Source organism: Halobaculum saliterrae (assembly GCF_009831625.1).
In the GTDB taxonomy this organism is placed as follows: domain Archaea; phylum Halobacteriota; class Halobacteria; order Halobacteriales; family Haloferacaceae; genus Halobaculum; species Halobaculum saliterrae.
The window spans coordinates 79,123-101,829 of record NZ_WUUS01000013.1 but is presented as its reverse complement, the minus strand read 5'-3'; the positions used below and the strand labels follow the sequence as shown (position 1 = coordinate 101,829).

Genomic DNA, 22,707 nt, shown 5'->3' with positions numbered 1-22,707 from the left:
TTCAATGCTCGCTTCTCCACGGACCTCGATATCGTCGTCGCGCCGGACTCCAAGGCTGACTTCGTCGAGTTCCTCGAACAGCAGGGATTCGAGGAAACGGACAGTCACGCCAAGAAATGGTTCTACGACACCGAAGTAATCGAGTACGAGAAGCGGCTCACGCCGCAGCAGCCGATCGGCTTCGATCTCCTGGTAAACGGACTCGGGTGTCGCCAGACGGAGGCACAGTGGTCGTTCGACTACCTGTACGACCACAGCCACCAACAGGAGGTGAGCGGAGGTACAGTGACGACCACAGGCAGAGTCATCGATGGAGCAGTCCTCGTCGCGGCAAAGCTCCATAGCGGCCGTGAAACAGACCTCCGGGACGTCCTGGCAGTAGCAGAAGAAATCGATCTCGACGCTGTCACGCCTCACCTTCGGCGAGGAGACGACGATGCGCTACGGGAGCAGCTTGAGCGTGGACTGGAGATCATAGAGAGTGATGAACTCAAGCACGGGTATCGGAGTGACTTCGGGGCCTCAGCTGTCTCAGAAGAAACGGTCACCGCTCTCCAAGAGTATCTGTCTGCACAGATTGACCACCTAAGCTGAAGCGGTCGGGACTCCCTTGATCGGAAATGAAGATAGGGCCCTTCAGCGGTGCTTGGAGTCAGTCAAAAAATTGGAGAGGCGGTGTCAGTCGACCGTCGCTAACACACGGACATCCATAGCTGAGTGTCGTTCCCATTCAGTACGAGCACCGTGCTCGCGGAGGAACGCATCAATACGGTCGGCAAGGGCCTCCGCGTCCTCTCTATCAACGTGGACGATCAGCGTCGGATGTTCCTCGTCGCTGTTCTCGATCACGAGCGAGACATCCTTGAATTCGTCCGGCTGTCTATACGCCTCGAACTCATCGGCGACCTGGTCGGCCAGGTCGTCGAGTACCTCAATCGGTTCCTTTGTCATAGATTGAATATCGGCCCTCGAAGGTTGTGCCATCGCGAACGCGTGAAGAAAACGTGACGTGACTTTCAGAACCACCTCCTTCAGACAAACTCGAACGGAGCCTTCTCACATCGATGGTTTACCGAGAAGAAGACCGATCCACAGAAGGGACAATGGGTTAGAGTGCTCGCGGATCGCTATCGACGATGCTCGCAAACGCGACGTTCTCCTGAACTTGTTCGATTTCGACTGTTGGCTCGTCGCCGGGCTGAGCGCCGGGAACGATCACGACGTACCCCCGTTCGACTTTCGCAATACCGTCCCCTTGATCACCGACGGTTTCGATTGTCACGTCGCGCACTTCTCCCTCATCAACAGGAGGACCAGATGAATCATGGCTCGTGTTCCCCTGAGAGGCGAGTTGCCGTGGGCCCTGTGGAGATGTTGATTCAGCTTCGGAGGATGAATCAAGAAGAGCGATGCGGTACGTTTTATCAACTGTCAGCGCCCCATGCCTGATCTCACTCGAAGGAATCTCGATGACGAATGTACCATCCTCCTTAATTTTCGCAGTGAACAGCGAACACAGGGAGTCTGAGATTTCTACCATAGCTGGGTTTGATACTGGATACAATTAATCGGTCTCTTTTGAGAAGGAGCAAACTGGATCAGCTGTCCTCAGCTGGTTCTTCCCAAGGAATGTCTCGCTTGTGGACTACAGCGAGCTTCGAGTCGTCATCATCTTCTATTGCACTGAGACCACGCTGGACGAGAGTGTGAACCTGTCCAGCAGACTCCGGGAACGAAAATTGGTCATCCTCCGCGTCAGCACGGAGTTCCAGATAATGGAGGTACAACCTGAACGTCGTATCTGCTCCGATAGGCCACCAAATCGTCCCTATCTGCTCATCTACCTGATTGTCCCAATGCTCTATGAGTTCACGGATATCGTCGACGAGCTCCTCCCCAGAGGTGCGAAGGCGGAGGGAGTATTCCCGATCCCGCTCCATATCTTCGATTATATCCTGAAGGAAAGGCTCGGCCTCCAAGGCGGTAGGTGAGGTCTGATCCGCTTCTAGAAGGTGTTCTAACGCCCGAATTTCTTCACGCCGAGCGGTTACAGCGTATGCGACATTGTACTTGTCCTCGGGAAATATTTCGTGCTGACTCGGTTGCTGTGCCTGAGGGACAGTATCCCCGGTGGATGAGCTAAATAAGGTCTCAAAGAGTCCCATACGCTTCGTCCGGACGGCACCCATAAGTACTTCCTGTCATATCAGACGGCAATTCTGGCGGCTGTGAGCCGATTCATCATGACACTCGAAGAAGATGCGGGTTATCTTTGTATCGACAGACAGCGATAGATATGGTAGCAACACGAGAGAGGGCACTTAGCGAACGCGAGTTCGAACTACTGTTAGAAGGAGCTGGGCGAATAGGAGATACGCAACGGAGGCTCGAAACACGAGCGGCCATTCTTCTTGGAGGGCGTCTTGGACTTAGACCTGGAGAAACAACGCACTTGTCGACATCGTGGGTTGATCGAGAGCGGCAGATGATCCAGATTCCCACACAGCAAAACTGTACGAAGGGACGGGATGGTGGCATCTGTGGATACTGTCGACAGGCGGTGAAACAACGGCTGGATCACAATCCCAATACGGATTTCCAGAGCTTTGCTGAGCGTTATTGGCTCCCGAAAACAGAAGCCGCATCTCGAACAGTTCCGTACCACTTTTCGTATCGAGTTCGAGTCGCGGTTGAATTGTTACTCGACGAACATGGTGGCTGGCCGTATTCGTTCTCGACCTTACAGCGGCGTCTGGAAACGGCCCTGAAACTGTCTCCAGAACTGTCCAATGACGCAACCTCGTTACACGGACTACGTGCCACAGCAGCATCGTACCATGCAGGAAGAGGCTTGGATCTTCCCGCTCTCCGAGCAATGTTCGGTTGGGAGGACATCACGACTGCACGTCAATATCTGAATGTCGATGGAGCAATGACCCGGCGAGCGCTGGACAGTATTCATCAGTGAAGCTGAACCCATTGATGTTCGGAAACGAGGCGTGGCGCTAATTCAATAGTTATTCCATCGGCCCTACGTCTCCAAGATGAGTGTATTTCTCAGCAACCTTCTCGAAGTACGCTTCTGTCATGATTCGAGGATTCGACACCCGATGGAAGTCATCAAGGACGAACTGCATTTCCTCCTCATCCAGCCCATATGCGTGAAACACGGCCGCGTCGACTTCGGCTTGTAGTTCACGCCGAGTCTCCATATCCGTCGCCAGCTCAATCTCACCGAGTCGCTCACGCATTTCAGCAAACTCTTCACCGTAGCAGCTGAGCTTCGCCGCTCGATCAGCGATGTAGTGGAACCAGTCGTCGCCCTCGGTGAGTCGGGGGGCCTGTGACTCCTCAAACTTGTACTTCGAGGCGTGGGAATCAACCTTTGTTCGCATCAAGAAATCGAAGGGGATACTGTTGATCAGCCCAAGCGCGACGAAAAGCTCCTTATCGGTGAAAACACGGTCGTAAGCACTGTGCATCGGAAACTCCGAAAGATCGCCCTTGGTAGGATTCGCCTCGAATGGCCGGACCGTGTACAGCGTATGGACGACGACTCCACCTGGTGGGATTACAGCCGCAATGAGCGTCCGTTCGTCAGTTGCACGAGCGACCTCACGGAGCACAAGTCGGTACTCAGAACTATGGAGACGGACGTCTTCCAAAGAAAGTTCGGGGCGGTCGAATTCCTCCGTTAGCAGTCGGTTGACGAAACGCTTCTGGGAACTTGACGGGAGATGGCTGAACTCAGGGTCATCAGCGAACTTGCTGTAGATTGCCTTCTTGAGGCTGATCGCGTCGTCCCGGGCACGGAAGTTCTTCTCTCGAACGCGACGCTTCGCGCTCAGTTCCTCGTTGTCCTCATCAACACTCCACAAAGAGATGGGTTCGAGGTCGTCGACGTAGGTCGACTCATAACAGAATTGGTGGATGTTCTTTCCCTGATAGACCGGATAATCCCCTTTGGATTCGTCTTCGATGAATCTATCCCGGTCTCGTCCCCGATCCAATTCCTTGTACAGGACCGTACGCCAAGCACCTTCAATTTCAGTCGCCAATGGAGGTGTCTGGAGGATTTTATCCAGCACTGAGACCTCCTGTTGTTCCTCGATGTTGGGGAAAATTCGAGCTCCGGGGGAATACTCTTTGAGGATGCGCGCTGGAATTTCTAGAGCTACATCGTCAATTGACCGAAGAGCGTCAACGGAAGTCTGATGAAAGATTCCGTGGACAGTGTCAGTGCTTCCCTCTGTTCGAAGCGTAACGATACCGAAGTTGTATCTAGTATCTATGTCGGAGAAGATGCCTCGGTTTTCAAATCCGATGATACTCTGAATTTCAGACTCTTCCAAGGCATGTACTCGCAAATCCTTCCCCGCGGCGGCATTGAAGAACGGACCAGGAAGCAGCTGTGAAACATAACCACCGTCTCTGACGATATCATAAACTCGCTCGAAGAACAGTAAGGACAGGTCGTTCGTCCGTGCAACCTGTTGCCCTTCTACGCTTGGCGTCTGGTACTCGTATTCTCCACTCTGGTTGATATAGGTCGCTTGCCGTTCCTTGTCACGCTGGAACTTCTCCCATTCGGCACCGATCTCAGGGTTCTCTAAGAGTTCCTCTACCTTCTTGTCCTTCTCACTTGGCGGGCGGCTACGAAACTCAGTATCGTACTTTGGGAAGAAGTCCGTCCGGTACGGCTTCAGCTCATCCCACGGTGGATTTCCAATGATGACATCAAAGCCGCCTTCGCGATAGACTGTCGCGAACTCGAGCACCCAATGAAACGGTGAGAACTCCTCTAATTCCTCAAGAGAAACATCCTCGTCGACAAGTTCGTTGAACTGATCGCGGATTTTCTCATTAAGCTCCTCGCTGTGAGTGTCGATTTTTCGCTCAGCCATTTTACGAGCGTTCTGCGCTTCACGCGCTGAATCCGCAGCTCGATGGCGGTCCTGTTCCCGGATGACATCCTCATAGAGATCTTTGACTGCAGTTCCGACACCCCAATTCGAGAGTGACGCGTCGCCAGCATCCTCCCGTGCGACTTCTTGGAGCTCAGTGAACCCGATCAGCGAGTTTCCCTGACGGATGTTGAAATCAATATTCGGGAGTGGTTCGACCTCGTTCGGTTCGTCCTCGATATCAGCGACCATCGACAGCCACAAGCGTAGTTTGCAGATCTCGACTGCCCCGTCCTCGATATCGACCCCATAGAGATTGTGAAGGATAATAGAACGCTTTGCGAAAAGTGAGACCCCTCCATGTCCCTCTTCTATTCTCTCCAATTCTTCACGGCTACGACTCTCCAACTCCCAGCCTTGCCCCTCAGCTTCGAGCCGCTGGAAATACTCAATACATTGCATGTATAGGTCCATCAGCACCTCCTGTGCGGCGAGCAGGAAGGCGCCACTTCCTACGGCGGGATCGAGAATGTGTGCTTCCTTCAGAATGTCGTGGTAGAGAGTCTCCACATGGCTGGTCTGGACATTTTCCGTTGGAACTTGCTGAGTTATGTTTCCGCCATCGGCAACAGCTTCTGCGCTACTATCTGCCTCGGGCACGGGGAATCCGAACACATTGTCAATCTCGTCGTAGTCTGCGTCCACAGCCTCGTTGAGTTGATCGAGCAGATACGGATGGATCGTCCGCCGGGCCATGAACCCCGTTATCTCTTCCGGTGTGTAGTACGCCCCCATTTCCTTCTGATTGACCGTTTGCTCGAAGATGTGGCCCAAGATCGCCGGGGAGAGGTTCTTGGGATCGACAATGTCGAGTCGTTCGTCTACGTTCCAATTCCAGTCGGAGAGGAAGTCGAGGATATCGTCGAAGAGCCCGTTCGTTTCCTCGGCAGAGCCACCTAATTTCGCGTCCTCAAACTCCTCTTCGACAGGATTCCTTGCGAACAAGCCACCGTTCAGGTACGGAAGACTACCGAAGTCAGGGTTCTGTTTGTCTTCTGCGAGGTATTCGAAGAAGAGCGGCTCGTAGAACTCTTCGTAGTGGTCACCACCCTCGTCAACGACTTCATTCGGCTGTTCGTGAAGGTAATTCGGGTTCCGATCAAGGAGGCGCTTTTCTTGGATGAAGTATAGGAAGATCATCCGGTCAAGAATGACCTGCACATATCGTTGCTTCGCATCACCACGATCATCAGGGATACCTGTGACCTCTTGAATGAGATCTGTCCGGAGATCCTCGAACTGTTCATAGAACTCCTTGACGACCTGCTGCGTGTCGTAGAGCGTATCATAAATCGCAGCAGAGGAACCATACTCAATCGAGTTCAGTTTCTGGAGAATAGTATTCTTCTCTCCGCTGTCCCGCGTGAACTGCTCCTTCGAGAACGAAATCTTTTGATGCTTAATTCGGCCGTGCTGCTGGCCTTCCCAGCTCCGAACTCGTGTGATGAAGGTGAAATTCTCGAAGTCGTTGGTAGCAACGAGGTTGGTGTGCCGTGAGCGATTTTCCGGTTTGAAATCCGTGGCGGTCTCGCCGGGACCAGCATTGACGATGACGATGAATTCGTCATCATCAAGCTGAACTACGAGTTCGTTATCGCCCCCTAGTTTCGGGCGGGGTTTGAGCCCGCGTTTTTCGAAGGAGGTCGCTATATCCTGTAGAGAGTCCCAGCCCGCGATATCGGATGCGGTGATCTGCTGGAGAGTCATACCACCTGAAAGTTGCTTTACTCATATCAAAATGGTGGATATGTGGGTGACTTTCGACTGAACTGGTCAATATACTTGTTGAGCAGAGTGTGAGAAGTACCTCCTATTTCACCAGCATTCGCAGATTTACTCGAAAACGGCCAACAGCGAAACGCTCAGTTGATGCAATGTATTGAGTATTTCCAGCGGCTCGAAGCTGAGGGGCAAGGCTGGGAGCTAGAATCCAGAACGCGAGAAGAGATAGAGGAAATCGAGTCTGGAAAAGGCTCCTCATCACTGTACGCAAAGCGAACGGCCATCCTCAACAATTTGTACGGAGTCGATATCGACGAAGGTGCTGTTGAGATTTGCAAGCTCAGGCTCTGGTTGTCGATGGTCGCTGATATCGAGGATGAACCGAGCGAGGTGGAGCCGCTCCCCAACATCGATTTCAACGTACGACAGGGCAACAGCCTAATCGGTCAACTCGATACGGACATCGAGAGTAACGAAGACGGAGACAGCGATCTCGATTCTTGGGAGGTGAAAACTCGTTTTGAGGACGTGAAAGAGGCCATCGAGAAGCACAAGAAAGCGGAGACCAGTGTTGAAGCCCAAGAATGGCGGAGAGAGGCAGAAGACAGAATAGAGGAACACCGGGACAAATTTGACAAGATCCTTCGGCGAGAATTCCAAGACGCTGGTTTTGACGACATAACGATCGAGGAAATTCGGGAGTGGTCCCCCTTTCACTGGCCGTTGGAGTTCGCCGACGTTTTCGAGAAAGGCGGATTCGATGTGTTCATTGGGAACCCTCCATGGGACATGCTCTACGCGAATCGCGACGACTTCTTCATCCGCTACGATGAGCAGTTCCGTACCTATCCGTCGGAGGAAAAAGACGGGGTGATGGAAGACCTCCTCACAAACCCAGAAGTTGCGTGGGAATGGGAGGACTACAAGGAATCGATGGAAACTCAGGCAGACTTCTTCACGCAGGGAGATGTCTATAAGCTCCAATCTCCGGTGGTGGGTGGTCGAACGATGCCGACAAAGAACGAACTCTCGGCTCTTTTTCTTGAGCGGGTCTTCAGACTCTCCAGAGATGGCGTGAAGGTGAGTCTACTCCTCCCAGGGACTATCTTCGGTGGGGTGATGGGGAAAGACCTCCGAACGCATCTACTGGACCATACAGACATAGAGAACCTCATCGGGTTCGAAAATAAGGGAATCTTTGAGCAGATACACCGGCAGTACCGATTTGCAATTCTGACATTTGAGTATGGAGGGAAGACCAGTCGACTCCGAGGTATTTTCAATCAACGGAGTATGGACGTGGTCTATAATATCGAGGACGTGGCCGCAGAAATCCCACGACAAGTGCTTCTCAATTATTCTCCCGAGGGTAGAATTTTCCCCTCGATCACATCACAAGTCGAAGCCGATGTCCTCAGCAAGGTAGTCACTCAACCGCCTCTAGATGAGAATATCGAAGGTGCTTGGTCAGTGGATATGTTGACGAAGGAGTTCGTCGAGTCCACCGATAAAGATCGATTGCAAGATTCCCCTGATAATGCTGATTATCCTGTATATGGGGGAGCGAATATCCACCAATTCGAACACGATAATACCCACACAGAGAGTTTGGACAACCCTCGGTATTGGAGTCAGGGGATGTATGATCCACCGAATAGTGCCCAGTACCGTGTTCGAGAGAAGAAATTCAATCGGGGGAACCTCAAGCGAGCAATCTACGACGCCTTTGGAGGTTCAGAGACGAGCAAGTCTCAAGTTCAATTCGTAGATAAATTACTCGAAGAACACCGTGGTCACGGACTTGAGGAAGAAGATGTCTTGCTTGATTGTACTGAATACCGAATCGGCATTCGAGACGTTTCTCGATCCCGAGACGAGCGGACGATAATAGCGACGGTACTTCCGAAGGATGTCATCTGTCTCCACACCATTAACACGTTCAAGCCGTTCGCCATTGAGCCGGAAGAGGAACACCTCACAGAGTCCCCACTTCGGTCACCCTACGTCCGGCGATTTACGGATCAAGAACTCTTCGTGGCAACGGGGCTCCTGAACAGCATTGCGTTCGATTTCCTGATGCGGACCAAAGTCGAGACGCACATCGTCAAGCGCGAGCTACTGGAATCTCAGCTACCACGCCTCACCGACGGAGATGATTGGTTCCATTATATCGCTGAACGAGCTGCCCGATTGAACTGTTACGGGGAAGAATTCAAAGAAATGCGTGAGCGACTCGGCGGAATCGCGGCAGCAGTAGAAGATCAAGAACGTAGAGAATTACAGGCTGAAATCGACGCGGCTGCATTCCACGCGTATGGCCTGGAACGTCGTGATGTGAAGTTTGTCCTCGACGACTTCCATCGCGTTGAGAATCCGAAGCTGATGGGCGAGATGTACTTCGATCTGGTCTTGGAGAAATATGATTTACTGGATCAGAAGGGGCCCCTACCGTAGCTCCCGAATCACTGTCCGACAACCCCCCAGCATACGAGCTTCGCTTGTACATCACTCTCTCCCATCAGTTTCGTCTGGTATTCAGTTGAGGCTTCGACGTTCTCTTCCAAGAACTCCTCAAGCTGACTGAGGAACTCCCCGGTCGGCCACTCTGGGAAGGAGTCGTACTGCTCATTCTGTCGAAAGATTTCCCGTAGAATTCGGTCTTCATCCGTGTTCGCGAGCTTTACCTCCTGCAGCCGCTCTTCGATGTCGGTAGCCCATTCTCCCATTGTTTCGAACTCTTCGACAGGAGCTGGCTCATCGCCGTGGTTCGGCTGAACGTAGTGACTGATGAAATCGAGGATCGTCTCCTGTTCCTTCGAGAAGGCCTCTCCCTGTTTGAAAGCACCCTCAACTTGGCCTTCTCGAATCACCTCCAGACGCTCGTCAAGTACTGCTTGAATCTCACCGCGATTCGATAATACCGTCTCTGGATTTCCGGTAATCGGTTCGCCGTCAACTGAAGGGTCAATGTTGAGCGTGCTCACGGGCCGCTCTTTGACCTCGTCGGCGAAGGGCTTGTAGTAGAAAGCACGACGGACGCGACCAAGCGGGGACTCGTGGTCATCATCGTCGAACCAGAGGTGGGCAAGGGCGAATACGCCCGGACGAGGACCGGCATCGTGGTCAGTTACATTCGTGTAGAGGAATTCCCGTTCTTCCGGCGGGTCACCGAAGAAGTCCTCAGCGTACTCGAAGTCTTCCGCAGTCAGGTCGTAATCCTCGTTCAGTTCTCGCTTCAGAAGGTACCGCTCGAACGCAGCGTGTTCATTACTCCCCGCATTGCGGAGGAGCGGATTCTTGCTCGTGTCGTCGAGTTCATTCACGTCGTCAATTTCACGAGACTTCTGGAGAGAGTCCTCGATCTCGTCCACCTGTAATTCCCCGATAGTCTTCTCCGTATCTACACCTGTCTTTTCAAGAACCTGGTCTTCGTTCGGATCGAGGATGTTGTTCTCCTTTCCGACGATGAGCGCGATATCGTTGATCTTTGCCTGTAGGCGTTGCAGGAGCTTGATCGCCGCCTCGATGTCGCCGTCCGGGTAGAAGTTGTGGACGTGTTTCTCGGCGGTACTCCCGATCCGGTCGACTCGCCCGACACGCTGGACAATCCGCATCGGGTTCCACGGCAGGTCGTAATTGACCACCACATGAACGTCCTGAAGATTAACCCCTTCACTCAGCGTATCAGTGGCCACTACGTACTGTAGCTCTGAGTCCCCCGACTCGGCGAGCGTTTGCTGGTAGCCTGACGCTTCGGGTGCAAAGCGTTGAATGATGTCCTGCTTATTCTCGTCACCGCCCTTGACGACGGCACTGTTCGCCTCTGTGAGTGGTGAATCCTCGTTGTCACAGAGGGTTCGATAGACATAGTCTGCAGTTGCCCGATACTGCGTGAAGATGAGCACCTTCTGATCGTGATTAGTGAGGACATCTGCAAGTCGGTCGATCTTCGGATCGCGGAACTCGCGGAGTGAAAAGACGGCCTCGTAAAAGTCGCGTGTGGCGGGGTCGACTTCGCTCAGATCACTATTCGGGTAGAGAATCGGATTCATCTCTTCTTCAGGAATATCTGGGAGGACACCAGCGTCGTGGTCAGCGAGCCATTGCCGCGTGGAAACCGCATAATCACTCACATCACCCGCATCACGGGCGACATCACCGATGAACTGCGAGAGGAAATACGATAGAAGGGTGAGGTCCTCCCTAATGTACGTCTTCACCTCGCCGATGGTGGCGTCTGCCAGTTCATCTCCCTCGGTATCAGCTCCTTCTTCCGATTGAATAGCGGTGGTATCGAAGCCGAATTCTTCGAGTGTTTGTTCGAGATCTTCAGCAGCGTCGGCTCCTTCGACAAAGTCACCGAGTTCAGAGTCATCCCCCTCCCGAACAGTTCGGAGCATATCGATGTCTTCGTCTTCGGGGAGTTCACCAAGAAGACCGAGAAGCTGGCGTTCGCTCTGATGCAGCGTCTCGATCGACTGGACGAACGCGTACGTTGAGGACTCGAGCCGTTTGAGGAGGTTCAGCTTGTAGAGAGCTTTCAGCGTGCTCCCCGCTTTCGGGTTTTTGACTGTGATGTGGGGAAGGTGGAGGGCGTCCATCACGTCGGGAAGCATCCGATATATTGGCTGGTAGGCCGCCGGCAGGGAGTACTGTTGCTTGTTGAGTTTCGGCGGCTTGAAGCTCATCTCGAAGTCTTCGCTGTCCTGAATCTGATCTTTGACGTGCTTACGCGTCCGGAGAACCATCACTTCGTTCAAGATATTCGAAATCTCAGAGGAGTGTCGCTGTAGCTGCTCGGTGATTTCTTGCTGTTCGTCGTCGTCGACCTCCTCTTTCCCGGATACAATGCGTTTTCGCGTCTCCGAGAGTTCGATATATTCGTCGAACGCATCAAAGTCGAGTGACGCCTTGTTCCGAAGTTCCTCCGGGCTGGTGAACAGGCTGATGAGGTTCTTTAGGTCGGTAGCGCTGTTATTGATCGGGGTCGCGGTCAGCATAATCATCGTCTTTCCGCGGAGCTGCCTGAGATTCGCGTGTCGTCGCGTCCCCTTGTAGTCATCATCGTGGTTCGGATTCGGTCGCCACTTCCCGTAGTTCCGGAACCGATGAGCCTCGTCGATAAGCAGGACGTCGAACCTGTCTTTGAGGTCCTGCACCACGTCGTAGGAGAGACTCTGGAACTTGCTGATACTCATCACGTCAAGGTGTGTGCCGTCTACCTCTAACCCGAAGTACGGATTGCCGTCTTCGTCAGTGTCGTTCTGGAGTAGGTCTTCCCACTGATCAGTCAGGTTGGCCGGGACAATGAGGAGACAGTGGTCGCCACGTTGGCGGTAGTCGTGGAGGAGCTCACCGCCAATAAATGATTTTCCCAGGCCGACCGAGTCGGAGACTATGCACCCGTTGAACTGGGAGAGCTTCTCCTTTGCACTCTCGTACCCGAGCTTCTGGAAGTAGTACAGTGGACTGTCGCGGATGTTGACGTTCCCACTCAGTTCATCGTAAGCGAGCAGCTTGTAGAGCTCGAACGGTTCGAGATACGTGCCCAGCTTCTCGGATGACGTCTCCTTGTCGGACTCGTCCTCCTGCTGTTCCTTCCAGTCCTGGTACTCCTTGCTGTTCTCGATAATTCGGATGATCTCCTTACTGAACTCCTCGGCGTTGGCCCACTGGTTATCGTACCACTCCTCGAACGCTTCGGCCTTGTGTCGATCCTGACTCGTGAGGTTCAGCTCGATATTGTTCTGGTGGCCGCTTCTAGTGAAGTTCGAAGAACCGACGACAGTAGCGCAAGGCCGCGTGTCTTCATCCTCCTCTTGCCCCCAATCTTCGTCGTCTTCGAGTGGTGCTCGAAATGACGCACCCTTTGCGTGGAAGTAACCATTTTCAGGATTTCGCACACGGACGCTCACCTCGCCTTCGGCGATAAAGTCTCGTAGCCGGTCTAGTCGCCCGATCTGGGCGTTATTCAGCTCCGAGATGCTTTCTCTCACCTCTCTTTTGAGTTCCTCTTTGAGATTCTGCCCCTCACCGATTTCGTCAGCAGTTCCCCTATTCGTCTGACGACCCATCAAAATCCGAAGCGGAGCGTGACCGAGCTCATCGGTGTCAGCCAGGTTTTCAAGATCTTCCCGGTAGAGGTCGAATCCTGAGAGATAAAAGTAGCCAGTTGCGATACGGCCTTCCTCGATCTGGGGAATAATCCGTTTGTAAGCGTCTTCTAGTGTTCTGTTGGCGTTATCGACAAGCGGAGGAAGTGAGATCATCGTAATGTCGAGATGTATTCAGTACGCAAACTTAGTGTTTAGTGACCACGGAATAGGGCTACCAAGTCAATTACGTCCGAACCAGTCATATTGGCCGTAGATCTCGCCAGCGAACGTCGACAGTTTCGCCATTATCTAGTTCCACTTTGAAAAGATAGCTCTCCCGTTCATCACCAGTTACTGTCCCTGCCTCATCAGGAATGATCTCAGTAACCATTCCTTGACGACTATGAAGCCGCTCATGGTCCGGATCCGTCTCATCTGGAATATCTATGCGAACACGATCTCCGGTGTCAAATCGTTTCATAGCTAAAGTGGTTGAGCTAGCCTCGGTTAGAAACCATACAGTCTCGATCTTGAAGATAATCTCGGAGACGGGCAAAGGTGTCAGCACAACTTTCTGAGGAATCACGGAAAGTGGCGGGAGTCGAAAGCGTCTCCCAATCTCCAATTAACACGAGACGTTTCTTTGCCCGAGTTATAGCTACATTTAGTCGCTTCCGTGCCGTCTGAGGCGGGGACTCAAGAAAGCCAGAATCGTTCTCGGGATTCGACCGGGTGAAAGAGACGATTATGACTTCTCGTTGCCCCCCTTGGAATTTATCAATAGTCTCCACGTCGACGCTATTGTATTCGAGCTCCTCGATACTGCTAACGAGTTCAGAGCGAATTGTTTCTCGTTGATCACTATATCCAGTAATAACACCAATATCGCTCGCATCAACATCGTGATTCAGCGCCCGCTGAGCCTGTGCCACAACATACTGTGCTTCGGTTGGATTGTGGTAAGAATTTGAACCGGAATTTTGAGCTTCGCCACTGTTGTCATCAATTGCGAGGAGGGGTGTAAGGCCATCAATCGTTGCTGTCCGGTTGTCTTCACCGTGTTCTAGATTCCCATCATAGAATTCTTGGCTCGCGAATTCGGCAATCGACTCATGCATTCGGTACTGACGGTAAAGGGTCTGGGCAAGATCCTCTCCATAGACATCGAGGAGTCGCTCAAATAGAGATGTGTGTAGGCCCCGGTCGCGCATTTCCGGATCCGATACGAATGGAGGTAGCTGTCTATGGTCGCCAGCGAGGATAGTCCGGTACCCGTATGGACGAAGACGACCACGATCGGTTTCTTCCACACGGTTCCCCCATCCGAATGGGACAGCCGTTGCAGGTCCGGATGCCTGCGTCGCTTCATCAATTACCACGAGATCGAGGTTAACATCGTCTCGATCTTCAAGAACTGCCGCCGTATTAGTCGTTGACGCGATAATATCGGTACCCTCGATATTCGAATCTAGTCGGTTGGTAGAGGTATAGTACCGGGAGGCGACAAATGAATCGACGTCTTGCCGGGAACTGCCTATACGAACCATCGAAATGTCAGAGAGTTCATCTTCGGCACTAAACCGCTGAACAATTCGATGAAGAGAGGCTTCGTCAGGGGTCTCAGAGGTACTTTCACCGGCTACGATGTTGTCAACAGCTTGGTTCGAGTGTGCACAGACGAGAACTCTATCTCCGGTTTCGACCGCGTGCTCGATAATCGTGACCAGCGTCCGGGTTTTCCCAGTACCGGGAGGTCCGTGAATACAGAATACGTCGTCTGTACAAAGCGCATCGACGGCTGCTCGCTCTTGATAGGTATTCAATTCCAGATCGGGAGTGAAATCCAGATTAAGAGGGGAACTGAAATCGATATTCGAGTCCCCACGAAGGAGTGATTCGGATGTCTCGCTCAATTGTTTGAACGCTTCGTACTCTCGACGCTCTGCCACTCCTTTTTGCACAACACGGAGCGTGACTTCCCCAATTTCGCTAAGATCTACGTCCTCCCGGTCATAGGTTCCAAACCCATCATCAATTACGATAGATCTTTCGGCGATTCGAGTGATAATCCCATCTAAAGCTGCGGTATCATCATAATCATCCTCCCATAGAAGAGCGACTGTATTACCTTCATAGATGTCATATACATCCTGCACAGGTTCGTACATACGTCCGAGCGAGTCTGACGGCGGGAGATCAACGTTACAAGTTATCGTAGAAGGCCCTCTGTGGATATCAGTGGATCTTACCACTCCCCCTCCAGAACGGTCAACATCTACACCGTGCCCAACTATGGTATCTAAGTCTCCTTGATGTTGGGATAAAAGCTCAGTTCGGACAAATTCGAGCGTTTCATCAACGAAAGTAGAGTACTCGTCAGCACTCACCGGGGACTCAGCACTGATAGGATTCGGTCGATACGGAGGACGATCGTCTAGAACTTCAGATAAGAGATCATCCGGGTTTGAAAATCGTCGATCCCAGAAACGGAGCCGATACAGTAAGCCCGAACGTGAGGCGTTGTCATATTCAATGAAGTCTGGAGCTCCATTATCTGTATTATAATATTGAAGCGAGTGACCGTATTCGTCTTCAGTGTATAATATGTATTCGCCAGTTAGTGATGCTGACCCGGGTTCATGAACTGGTAGCAGCACAGCATCCCTTCTAACCAGACCACGTCGCCGAAATACAGCAATTAAGTGGTCTAAAGCTACCGCAGGAGCATCTGGATCCCACCTTTCCTCTTCCTGCACTTCTGCGTCCGATAAACGTACCTGCCCACTAGGATCCGATTCAAATTGAGACTTTTTATGCTCCAGATACGTCTCCATTAGAAATCGGGTACAAACTCCTGATTAAAAAAAGCCCCCCTGACGATGACGAAAGACTGCCGGGAATGAGTTCAGTCATTTTTCCGGAAAAGAGGTAGCTAACACAATAACCACACGACAGAGGGGGATCAAGACATTATCACCGTTCGTTTCCGGAAACGACCCGGTCAAGTTTTTAATATTAGCTGAAGAAGTCATCTAACAGATATAGATGATTCGCGATGCTCGCGTTCTCCGCGCCGGGTTCGTCCCTCGGGAAGTTGAGCATCGCGACGCCGAAGTCAACCACCTCTCTAGCGTCCTCGAGCCCATCACGAACGGCGAACCCGCTGATACAGCCATCGTCACCGGACCCAGCGGCGCTGGCAAGACCTGCATCTCGAAGTTCGTCACCGAACGACTCCGGGAAGAGGTCCTCGACGTCCAGACCACCTACGTCAATTGCTGGCGTAACTACACCCGATTCCGGACGCTCTACCAGATTCTTGACGACCTCGGCGCCACCATCGACATCCACCGGCAGTCGACACCGCACGACGAACTCGTCGACCGCCTTCAGCAACATGACGGCCCGCGAACCGTCGTCATCCTCGACGAGGTCGACCAACTGGAGGACCCTAGCGTCATCTACGACCTCCACAGCCTCCCACAGTTCGCGATCATCTGCATCGCGAACAAGGAAGAGGAGCTGTTCGGCCGCGTCGACGATCGCCTCGTGAGTCGGCTGCGCTCCAGCGAGCACGTCCGGATGGACAAGTACCACGACGAGCAGCTATACGATATTCTGAGTGCGCGGGCGAAGTGGGGGCTCGACGAGGACGTCATCACCGACGACCAACTCTACCGAATCGCCGATGCAGCCGCCGGCGACGCCCGTCTCGCAATCGGTATCCTTCGAACAGCGGCCAGCAAGGCCGACCGCGAGAACCACGAGCGGATCACCGACGACATTCTCCTAGACGCCGCCGAGGATGCCCGGGCCCAAATCAAGCAGAAGAGCCTCGATTCACTCACCCCCCATCAGCGGGTCGTCTACGATATCGTCCGCGACCACGGCCCGATCGGACCAAGCGAAATCCACGAGCAGTATGCCGAGGAGGTCGACGACCCCCGGACGAAACGCACCGTCCGAACGTACCTCTCGAAGATGGCACAATACAATCTCCTCGAGGCGGAGGGGACCAGTCGGGATCGAGAGTACTCGCTCGTCGATTCAGCAGCGGCGTCGCCGATGCAGTGACCATGACCCCGTCAACTATCCCGAACTGAACTCGCCGAGGCCCGATTGCTCGTGATCCAGCGGCTCGATAACCCGGGGAACATCGTTGTCGGGGTTGTTGACCCGCGTCGAGATCTCGTAGGCGTCCAGATCGTCGTTCGGATACGGCTGGCACAGGGCCTTGCGGGTGTCCGGGTCTGCGGCGAGCCAATCGGACTCAGCGTCCTTTGGGAGGACGACCGGCATCCGGTCGTATATGGAATTCATCAGGTTGTTCGGCTCCGTCGTGAGAATCGTGACGCACGAGATCGTCTCGTCGGCCCCCTCCCAGACGTCCCAGAGGCCGGCCATCGCGAACGCGGGGTCGTCTTCACGGTAAATCCGGTAGGGCTGTTTCGACCCGCCGTTCGGCGATTTCCACTCGTAGAAGCCCGACGAGGGGACGAGGCAGGGGCGGGATTCCCACGCCTGCTTGAAGACGCGTTTCTCGTCGGCCGTCTCGGAACGAGCGTTGATAATGCCTTCTTCGGGCTCGTCCGCCCAGAACGGAATCAGCCCCCAATGGAAGGCGTTGATCTCGTCTGGTGCCTCGTTCGTGATGATGTGTAGGTCGTCGCCGGGTGCAATGTTGTATCGCGGTGTGTACCCGCCGTCCGTGACGACCTCAGCATCGAAACGAGCCTCGAGGTCAGCCTGGTCGATGAAGAGCGAGTTTCGGCCACACATACCCAGGAGTTTGGAGGGAGGCATCTTCAACGAGTCGCACAGGACCTTCGCGGCACCGACGTACTTAACCAACATATGCCCCCGAGGCGGACAGAGTGTTGGTTAACCGGGCAGTACTTGACAAGCCTGATTCTAGAAACCCCTCGGAAACAGGCACACAATTGGAAAGTTCGGCGACTAATGCACCCACACCGTATCCAGCAGTTCAGCCAGGCCCTCGAGATAGTCCTGTACAGTATACACCCCGAATTCGATGGGCGACGACAGAGTATTTATACTCTTCTTCCGTTCTGGTGACTATGTCCAGACAGGTCTCGGATTATTTGTCTGAAATAAATGACCATATCTTTCTTCCCGGCCTCCAGCGTGAGTTTGTCTGGAATCCCAGGCAGATTGAGGAACTGTTCGATTCATTGATTCGAGACTATCCAATCGGAGCCATAACGGAATGGAGAGTTCGAGCGGCCAATATCAGCGACTACAACTCGTATAATTTCCTGCGGATGTACGTTGCCGATGATTATCGACCACCGGATCCAGTTTTGGCGGAATACGACCTCTACAATCAGGAGGTTGAAGACAAAGAACCGGAGATTCTGATCATAGACGGCCAGCAGCGATTGAACTCACTCTATATCGGTGTCGAAGGAGGCATTACAGTTTACAATGGCGGGCGGGGGAAGCCCAGTGATGAGCTCCAGTACTGGGAAGGCCAGCGGCTGTGTGTTGACCTATTCGGCCACCCAGAGTACGATCGCGATGATACAGCAGGCGACTACGAGTTTGAATTCAAATCGACAGGGAAGTTTGGCGGGACGGACGAGACCGGCTATTCCATAACCGGCGACACGCGACACCTGTGGATGCCGGTCGGAGAGTTATGGAACGGCGACGATGGAGGAAGCTCTGGGAATTCCACGGTACTTGAAGGAAGAGCACTTAGCGAAGCCGTCGATGAATACGTGGACACCGCCGAACTGAGGGCGGACAACGAAACCCGCTACCAACTGCGCAGTATTTCGATGGCCGTCGCCCGAGACATTACGAGCAACGTTCTACAGGACGATCTCGAAACTGACAGTACGAATAAGGATAGATCCGAAATCCCCGAGATATTCACGAGGCTGAACATGGAGGGCTCTGATCCGAAGCCCTACCAGCTCCTCCTCTCAAAGCTCATGAGTTATTGGCCATACGCCGAAGAGGAGGACGAGCGAATCAATCCTCGAGAGGTCATCCAAGATTGGATTGACGAGTTTAAACAGAAGTTCCCTGAGTATGAGCAAGAAATCGACCGGAAGCTGTTCCTCCGATATACAGCATACTTAGTCGGAACAGACCTCCTCCGTAGCAATCTTAGCAGTATCGATGAAGAAAGAATGGACGAGATGCGCGAGCGGTGGCTGTATAATGAGCCCGTCGTCGCCGGACGGCGATTCGAGTGGTTTCGGACATCGCTCGAGAAGGCTTTCCAGACAGTAATCGAGAGCGGGATTCGGAGCTCGGTTATGAACACGATGCCCATCTTCGCGCTGATTGGCGTGTTCTATTACCAGAATCCGGACGCTGAGGTCTCCGACGCGAACCGCGAGAGTGTTTTCCAGTTCGTCGCAAGAGCCCTCTTGCTGAACAAGTACTACCAGGTTCTGACCTACGGGAAGTGCCGCAACTGGATGCGATACCTTCGTGAATGGGAACCAGACCCCAGCGAACCAATTGTTTTCCCTGGAGACGAGCTATTTGAATCGGAGAACATCAGCCCATCTGCTGAAGACATCCGTCGGGTCGTGGCCAACGCTCGTTACGAGAGCAGCCCAGGAGAACCCGTATTTACCGACACAGATGTCACGGCAGTACTCGGACTCATTGAGGAATCGTATACGCAATCGGCGTCCACCAGTATTGGCGACTACTCGGTTGACCATATATACCCGAAAAGCAGGGAAGAAACGGTATCCGAATCCGTTGGAGAGACTGTTGATCTCGATCGCATCGGGAATCTACAGCTGTTGCCACACGAGATGAATGAAGAGATCAAAAGCGACCAGTGGCCCCACAACTGGTTGGACGACCTCGGGGACGCCGAGGCTGAGCGTATCCAACGTGTGAATCAGTACCCCGATATCGAACCCATCCCGGAGAACGCACAGGCATTTATTCAGGCTCGCGAAAAGCGGATTACTGACTATCTAATTGACAATTACGTGAAGTGAAGAAAAGAAGCGGTACGTCACAGTTTACTGTGGAATTTTGAAAGAATCGAGCTGAGTCACGAGGTACTGTTCCCCTCACATATTAACCAACAAGCCGGGTGTAGGCGCTCTCGATTGTTGGTTAACAGGGAAGGCGACTCATATCGGAAATGTTCTCGGAAGTGTCTATCCAAATACTAAGACACGCAAACAGCGACGACCCTCGTTGTATTCAGGTCGGTTCCCTGAAACGCGGAAGTGACACGCCGCGGCTTATCCGGAATGTAGGCAACTAGTCGAGTATGGAAAAACACTCAACGTCGAACCGATTGGTTGTGGACCAGCCGACACGGGGCGCTGACCGCAATCGATCCCTTGCTGACCAAGCCGATCCAGCTACGGACGAAATGCTGCTGCCACAGCTCGACGACGGCATCACGCTGCTCGACATTGAGGGAGGCCGCGGCGTCCCAATCCTGCAGTCGCTGGTGCTCGACCATCTCCTCCTGCACGACGGGGCCGCCTTCTGGGTCGACGCAAACGGGCACGCGACAACGACGACACTCGCTCAGATCGCGCCCAGTCAACGGTTGCTCAACCGAATTCACGTTGCCCGCGGATTTACCGCCTACCAGCACTACGGCGTCGTCTGTGATCTCCCGGCAGCGGTGAACAAGTCGATCCAGATATCCACCACCGATGCCCGGGCAGCCGGTCGAGGGGAACCAAGTCGTGACGAGGACACGTCGCCCCACACCCCCTCCCTCATCGTCGCGCCGGCCGTCGACGCCCAGTACCGCGCCGACGATACCCTCGGCGAAACCCACGCGAAAACCCTCCAAGCCCGCACCCTTGCCCGGTTGGCGACCTACGCCGACGGATACGACATCCCGGTGCTCGTCACCCGGGCGCAGCGCGATGGCTTCACGGCGCCGGTCGCGACGGCCGCCGACCACCACCTAGAATGCGAGCAGACCCAGATGGGGCCGCGGGTCGTCGGCGAGGACTTCGAGACACTCGTCTATCCCGTCGATGACGGTGCGTACTACCAGACGACGTTCGCGTACTGGCGGCAGCTGCTCGCGGCACGCGCTACGCGGGTCGGCGTGGAACCGACGACGCCAGCGCTGTCGACGCCGACCCCGGAGGGTGTCGGGACGGGCCTCACAGCTGACGGTGAGACGGTGGCGGCCACCGCGGACCCCTTACTCGATGCATGGACAGCGACCGGGACAGGAGGCCGATAGCGATGGGGCGGACGAACCCAACGTACCGGGATGCGCTACGGGCCATCGAAGAGCGCTGGACGGAGTTCCGCCGGGCACTGCGACGTCGCGACCAGCCGCGCTTCGACCGGCTGTTCGAGTACGCCCGCGAGCACGCCGACGCGAGCGGACTGTTGAACCACCAGAATCCGCTGCTGCCGGCGCTGCTCAGTATCCATCTCGAACAGGAGGCCCGACTCGACGACTACGAGGAACGCCTCGAGGAACTTGAGACCACAATCAAAAGCGAGGGAGGAAGTACCGAGAGACAGCCTGGTCACGACCCCAATGACCGGGAGGTTTGATTACGGGAGTATACAAATAGGACAGATATGGCAAACAAAGAGCAAGAAGAAAATCCCTTAGCGGATCTGTATGTCGATGCCAGTGAGGAGGATCGGGAACGAATACGGGACGCAATCTCCGGCTTAATTGGAATTGACACCGAAACCGCAAAGCCAGTCCTGCGCGAGAAGTTCAGTGCCTTAACATCGAAGAAACAGTTTACAGCGCTTCTACTGTATCGTCGGGCCTTACTAAGCCTCGATGAGCTTGAAGAAGATGAGACAGTTGGTCAAGACTCAACCTATTTTGCGGACCTGATTGGTGTTGACGACAGTACCATCCGGCACGCAGCGACCGATCTGGATTTTGTCGTTAATGACGACGAACAAGGAGGATATCTCGTTCCGCCTCATAAAACGCACCAGGCTACGAAATGGCTTAATTCAGGCGAGGAAGATTGATGAGTTACGCGACACCCCGGAAGGACGCCTCCGTAGAAAATCTACTCTCTCTGTGTGAAATCCTTCGAGAGGGCCCCCTCCCTCGCGAGGAAATATATGAGGAAGCAGACATTGGACGAAGTTTAGTCAGCGATACAATAGAATACGGAACGCGACTGGGATTCCTATCAGACTCGGAAGGGGAGATTAAAGCCACTGAACGGGGGATTGGTGCAAGCTATTACAACGAGGGAGACAGCGATCTTGAAGAACACATCATAGAGGGGCTAAGCGAGTATGATCTCTATAGGAGTGTACTCGAAACTCTGGCTCCAGAAGCACAAGACAGCGGGGTAATTACAAAGAAAGACGTCCTCCGGACCTTCCGGACCGAGATGGGACTGAGTGGGAGTGAAAGCACGTTAGGAGATGCTGCAATAACGTTCCTGCAAACACTCGATGCTGGTGGGTGTGGAGAGTATATCGTCGGTCGTCGCGGGAAAGAATCTCGGGTAGAAGTTACGGAAGACTTCGAAAATATTGTAGAGAGGATAACAAACGTAGATACTGGAACAGGACAGGGCGACCGAAACGCTTCTCCTGAATCTAGTGCTAATCCCAAAGCTGGACCAGACACTTCCGAGGGAGATACCTCATCTCAACGAAGTCCGGCACAGGACGAGAAAGGACAACACACGCCACTGAATCAAACCCAATCAGACTCGTTCACTGTCAGCCTGGAATTGAGCGGTGATGAGGAACCCGAGAATGTTGAGCAACTCATTCTCGCAATACGTCGCGGGTTCAAGAAGGACATTAGTAACGAGTTAACGAACACGGGGGGTGAAGAGCCTGATTCTGTAGACAAACAAGAGTCCGAGGAGGATTCAGACTCTACCGACCAATCACTAGATTCTTTCATGAGTCAGGATACGGCGAATGGGGAAAGTGGAGGTAGGTAGCGA

At 53.5% G+C, this 22,707-nt stretch carries 17 protein-coding genes; 9 read left to right on the top strand and 8 right to left on the bottom strand.

The genetic code is table 11. The features are described 5' to 3' along the window. The coding region (locus GRX01_RS17725) for a hypothetical protein (RefSeq protein WP_159670893.1) at positions 1–594 on the top strand (594 nt) is incomplete at its 5' end. An 84-nt stretch (positions 595–678) separates the two neighbouring features. Here GRX01_RS17725 and GRX01_RS17720 read toward each other — a convergent pair. The 3 genes from GRX01_RS17720 to GRX01_RS17710 all read right to left on the bottom strand — a co-directional run bounded on the left by GRX01_RS17720 (position 679) and on the right by GRX01_RS17710 (position 2,165). Next, a complete protein-coding gene (locus GRX01_RS17720; RefSeq protein ID WP_159670890.1) occupies positions 679–951 on the bottom strand; it encodes a hypothetical protein in 273 nt (90 codons plus the stop codon). Between the two features lie 157 nt (positions 952–1,108). Beyond that, positions 1,109–1,540 (bottom strand): TRAM domain-containing protein, encoded by a 432-nt coding sequence (locus tag GRX01_RS17715; RefSeq protein ID WP_159670887.1) that lies wholly within the window; start codon positions 1,538–1,540, stop codon positions 1,109–1,111. A gap of 58 nt (positions 1,541–1,598) precedes the next feature. Next, positions 1,599–2,165 carry a hypothetical protein gene (locus GRX01_RS17710; RefSeq protein ID WP_233741108.1) on the bottom strand — a complete coding sequence of 189 codons (567 nt, stop codon included), beginning with the start codon at positions 2,163–2,165 and terminating at the stop codon, positions 1,599–1,601. A gap of 131 nt (positions 2,166–2,296) precedes the next feature. Here GRX01_RS17710 and GRX01_RS17705 point away from each other — a divergent pair, with 131 nt between their 5' ends. Beyond that, positions 2,297–2,968, top strand: coding sequence for a site-specific integrase (locus tag GRX01_RS17705; protein ID WP_159670881.1), 672 nt, complete (start codon positions 2,297–2,299; stop codon positions 2,966–2,968). Positions 2,969–3,017: 49 nt separating this feature from the next. On the opposite strand, the gene GRX01_RS18970 is transcribed toward GRX01_RS17705, so the two are convergent. Then, a complete protein-coding gene (locus tag GRX01_RS18970; protein ID WP_201289643.1) occupies positions 3,018–6,671 on the bottom strand; it encodes an Eco57I restriction-modification methylase domain-containing protein in 3,654 nt (1,217 codons plus the stop codon). 162 nt (positions 6,672–6,833) lie between these two features. Here GRX01_RS18970 and GRX01_RS17695 point away from each other — a divergent pair, with 162 nt between their 5' ends. Beyond that, positions 6,834–9,140, top strand: a complete 2,307-nt coding sequence (locus GRX01_RS17695; RefSeq protein ID WP_159670878.1) for an Eco57I restriction-modification methylase domain-containing protein — start codon at positions 6,834–6,836, stop codon at positions 9,138–9,140. A gap of 8 nt (positions 9,141–9,148) precedes the next feature. Here the strand turns inward: GRX01_RS17695 and GRX01_RS17690 are convergent, their stop codons facing one another. The 3 genes from GRX01_RS17690 to GRX01_RS17685 all read right to left on the bottom strand — a co-directional run bounded on the left by GRX01_RS17690 (position 9,149) and on the right by GRX01_RS17685 (position 15,615). Next, a complete protein-coding gene (locus tag GRX01_RS17690) occupies positions 9,149–12,955 on the bottom strand; it encodes a helicase-related protein (RefSeq protein WP_159670875.1) in 3,807 nt (1,268 codons plus the stop codon). 85 nt (positions 12,956–13,040) lie between these two features. Continuing rightward, positions 13,041–13,262: a hypothetical protein gene (locus tag GRX01_RS19655; protein ID WP_121598788.1), complete on the bottom strand. Its 222-nt coding sequence runs from the start codon at positions 13,260–13,262 to the stop codon at positions 13,041–13,043. Between the two features lie 16 nt (positions 13,263–13,278). After that, the gene (locus tag GRX01_RS17685) at positions 13,279–15,615 is read right to left on the bottom strand and encodes an AAA domain-containing protein (RefSeq protein ID WP_159670873.1); all 2,337 of its coding nucleotides are present in this window, start codon (positions 15,613–15,615) and stop codon (positions 13,279–13,281) included. 211 nt (positions 15,616–15,826) lie between these two features. Between GRX01_RS17685 and GRX01_RS17680 the strand changes: the two genes are divergently transcribed. Then, on the top strand, positions 15,827–16,855 hold the full coding sequence (locus tag GRX01_RS17680) for a Cdc6/Cdc18 family protein (RefSeq protein WP_159670870.1): 1,029 nt from the start codon (positions 15,827–15,829) through the stop codon (positions 16,853–16,855). A gap of 15 nt (positions 16,856–16,870) precedes the next feature. Here the strand turns inward: GRX01_RS17680 and GRX01_RS17675 are convergent, their stop codons facing one another. Beyond that, on the bottom strand, positions 16,871–17,560 hold the full coding sequence (locus GRX01_RS17675; RefSeq protein WP_159670908.1) for an SOS response-associated peptidase: 690 nt from the start codon (positions 17,558–17,560) through the stop codon (positions 16,871–16,873). Between the two features lie 299 nt (positions 17,561–17,859). On the opposite strand from GRX01_RS17675, the gene GRX01_RS17670 reads away from it, so the two are divergent. The 5 genes from GRX01_RS17670 to GRX01_RS17650 all read left to right on the top strand — a co-directional run bounded on the left by GRX01_RS17670 (position 17,860) and on the right by GRX01_RS17650 (position 22,704). Continuing rightward, positions 17,860–19,773, top strand: coding sequence for a DUF262 domain-containing protein (locus GRX01_RS17670; RefSeq protein WP_159670867.1), 1,914 nt, complete (start codon positions 17,860–17,862; stop codon positions 19,771–19,773). A gap of 281 nt (positions 19,774–20,054) precedes the next feature. After that, positions 20,055–20,999: a hypothetical protein gene (locus GRX01_RS17665; protein ID WP_394351401.1), complete on the top strand. Its 945-nt coding sequence runs from the start codon at positions 20,055–20,057 to the stop codon at positions 20,997–20,999. A 2-nt stretch (positions 21,000–21,001) separates the two neighbouring features. Continuing rightward, entirely contained in the window at positions 21,002–21,322 is a 321-nt protein-coding gene (locus tag GRX01_RS17660; RefSeq protein WP_159670905.1) for a hypothetical protein, read from the top strand. A 27-nt stretch (positions 21,323–21,349) separates the two neighbouring features. Then, positions 21,350–21,763, top strand: coding sequence for a hypothetical protein (locus tag GRX01_RS17655; RefSeq protein WP_159670861.1), 414 nt, complete (start codon positions 21,350–21,352; stop codon positions 21,761–21,763). Further along, positions 21,763–22,704, top strand: coding sequence for a hypothetical protein (locus tag GRX01_RS17650; RefSeq protein ID WP_159670858.1), 942 nt, complete (start codon positions 21,763–21,765; stop codon positions 22,702–22,704). Before GRX01_RS17655 ends, GRX01_RS17650 begins: the two co-directional genes overlap by 1 nt. Positions 22,705–22,707: the final 3 nt, after the last annotated feature.